Raw genomic sequence first — 2,969 nt, 5'->3', positions numbered from 1 at the left:
GACTACCCCGCAGCGCCCGTACTATCCGCAACAGGGCTACGCCCCTCCGCCACCCCCGCCGCCGCCGCGCTATTACGGACGCCCCGCCTATCCGCCGCCGCCGCCCCCTCCTCCGCCGGGCTATTACAACGGCTACTGACGCCCGGATCCTCGGGGCCCGGGCCGTTCATGCCCGGGCCGCATGAAAAAAGGCGCCCGCACGATGCGGACGCCTTTTTCCCGTTCCGACCGAACGGACCGCAGGTTCAGGCCATCAGCGCCTCGGGCTCGGCCCGGGTCCGCTTGACCAGCAGCTTGTTCAGCGCATGGACATAGGCCCGCACGGCCGAGACCAGCGTATCGCTGTCCGCCCCCTGCCCGTCCACCAGCTTGCCGTCCTCTTCCAGCCGCACCGTGGTCCGCGCCTGGGCATCGCTGCCCTCGGTCACCGCACCCACCGAATAAAGCTGCAGCGTCGCGTCGTGGGGATAGATGGCGCGCACCGCGTTGAACGCCGCATCGACCGGCCCCTGGCCGTTCACCGTGGCGTCGCGGGCTTCCCCGTCGACCTCCAGCACCAGCGCGGCGCGCGCCGGGCGCTTGGACCCGGCCTCGACCTCCAGCGACACGAACCGGATGCGGGCATGATCGCGCGCTTCGTCATCGACCAGCGCCGCCAGGTCCTCGTCATAGACGACCTTCTTGCGGTCGGCCAAATCCTTGAAGCGCACGAACGCGTCGTTCAATTGCGCGTCGTCCATGTCGCCATATCCCATGGCCTTCAGCTTGTCGCGGAACGCTGCGCGGCCGGAATGCTTGCCCAGCACCAGCGACGAACGCGTCCAGCCCACGCTCTCCGGCGTCATGATCTCATAGGTCGCGGCATTCTTCAGCACGCCGTCCTGATGGATGCCGCTCTCATGGGCAAAGGCATTGCGGCCGACGATCGCCTTGTTGGGCTGCACGTCGAAACCGGTGATCGTCGCCAGCATGCGCGACACCCGCAGCAGATTCCCGGTCCGGATGTCGTTGCGATAGGGCAGCACGTCCTGGCGGGTGCGCAGCGCCATCACGATCTCTTCCAGCGCCGCATTGCCCGCGCGCTCGCCGATGCCGTTGATGGTGCACTCGATCTGCCGCGCGCCCGCCGAGACCGACGCGATGGTGTTCGCCACCGCCAGGCCCAGATCGTTATGATTGTGGGCCGAGAAGATCACCCTGTCCGCGCCCGGCACGCGCGCGCGCAGGTCGGCGAAGATCCGCGCCATGTCCTCGGGCGTCGCATAGCCCACCGTATCGGGGATGTTGATCGTCGTGGCCCCGGCCTTGATCGCGGCCTCGACGCAGCGGCACAGAAAGTCCGGATCGGTGCGCGACCCGTCCTCGGCCGACCATTCGACGTCGTCGGTGAACTGGCGCGCCGCCATGTTGCCGGCGGTGATCAGCTCCAGCACCGTCTCGGGCTCCATCCGCAGCTTGTATTTCATGTGCAGCGGCGAGGTGGAGATGAAATTATGAATGCGGCCGCGCTCCGCCGGACGGATGGCCTCGCCCGCGCTGGCGATGTCGTTCTTGCCGCCGCTGCGCGCCAGCGCGCAGATCACCGGCCCCCGGACGGTCGAGGCGATCTGGTGCACGCTCTCGAAATCGCCCTTCGACGCCACGGGAAAGCCCGCCTCGATCACGTCGACGCCCAGTTCGGCCAGCGCCTCGGCCATCCGGAGCTTCTCGGTCAGGTTCATCGAGAAACCGGGGGATTGTTCGCCGTCGCGCAGCGTCGTGTCGAAAATGATGACGCGGTTGCCGTCGATGCGGCCGAAGGACGGATGGTCGATCGTCATGGGGAATATACCTCGGACTTGTGCCGGATGTTCGCCTTGTGAACGCCGCGGGCGGCGTTCCCTTCCTGCATGCGGGCCCGGGCCCGCATCATCCCCTGGGCGTGCCGGCATCGCGCCGGCCCTGAACGCTCAGGGGCAGATAAGTCGAAGGCGAAGGAGGAGCGCCCCGCGTCCACGGGCGCACGACAGCGCAGGCGCTTGCGCACCCATCCCGCCGGCCAACATGAACGTCACGCGATCCATGGGCGGCACCATACAGGCCGATCCGCCGATTGCAACCGAAATTGCAATCGAAATTGCAACCGAATTCGCGCGGAAAGCCGCCCCCAACGATCGACGCGACCGGCCGATCAGCCAGTCAGCCGCGTCACCCCGCCGGCCGAGGCGAAATACCGGTCGATCGCCTGCTTCATCGCCCCCGCGACCATCATCCGGTGCCCGGCCTGGCGCAGCGCCGCCTCGTCCAGCCGGTTGGACATGAACCCCATCTCGACCAGGACCGAGGGAATATCCGCCGATTTCAGCACCACGAACGCCGCATGGCGCGACGGATTGGGCAGCAGCCCGATCCGCGGCTGGAACGCCGCGACCACGCTGCTGGCCATATGGGCGGCGCCGCGACGCGTCTCCTCGGTCACCAGGCTGGCCAGTATGGCCTGCACCTCCGGCGAGGCGGCATGGACCTGCGGCCCGCCGAACCGGTCGGCGCTGTTCTCGGTGCGCGCCAGCGCCGCCGTCTGCGCGTCCGACGCCTGGCCCGACAGGGTATAGACGCTGGCCCCGCGCACGCCGCGATCGGTCAGCGCATCGGCATGCATCGAAATGAACAGCGCGGCCCGGTGGGTATGGGCGATCTCGACCCGCCCTTCCAGCGGAATGAACCGGTCGTCCGCGCGCGTCATCGCCACGCGATACGCCCCGCTGGCCAGCAATTGCCGCCGCAATTCCGCCGCCGCCGCCTCGGCGATATGTTTCTCATAGGTGCCGGAAACCCCGATCGCGCCCGGGTCCTTGCCGCCATGGCCGGGGTCCAGCATGACCAGCGGCAACGGCGCCGCCGCCCGGCCGACGATGGCCGGCGCACCCGGATGATGCCCGCCCTGCCCGTGCCCACCATGATGCACCGCCGCCCGCGCCGGCAGCGTCACG

Annotated in this window: 2 protein-coding genes; both read right to left on the bottom strand. The window is 68.7% G+C overall.

From position 1 onward, the window contains the following. Nucleotides 1–245: 245 nt before the first annotated feature. Nucleotides 246–1,820, bottom strand: coding sequence for a 2-isopropylmalate synthase (locus HUK84_RS13895; protein WP_176640819.1), 1,575 nt, complete (start codon nucleotides 1,818–1,820; stop codon nucleotides 246–248). A 350-nt stretch (nucleotides 1,821–2,170) separates the two neighbouring features. Next, nucleotides 2,171–2,962, bottom strand: coding sequence for an N-acetylmuramoyl-L-alanine amidase family protein (locus HUK84_RS13890; RefSeq protein ID WP_246285688.1), 792 nt, complete (start codon nucleotides 2,960–2,962; stop codon nucleotides 2,171–2,173). Between the last annotated feature and the right edge of the window lie 7 nt (nucleotides 2,963–2,969).

The sequence above is a fragment of the Nguyenibacter vanlangensis genome, assembly GCF_013376155.1.
In the GTDB taxonomy this organism is placed as follows: domain Bacteria; phylum Pseudomonadota; class Alphaproteobacteria; order Acetobacterales; family Acetobacteraceae; genus Gluconacetobacter; species Gluconacetobacter vanlangensis.
This window is presented reverse-complemented; position numbering and strand designations above follow the sequence as displayed.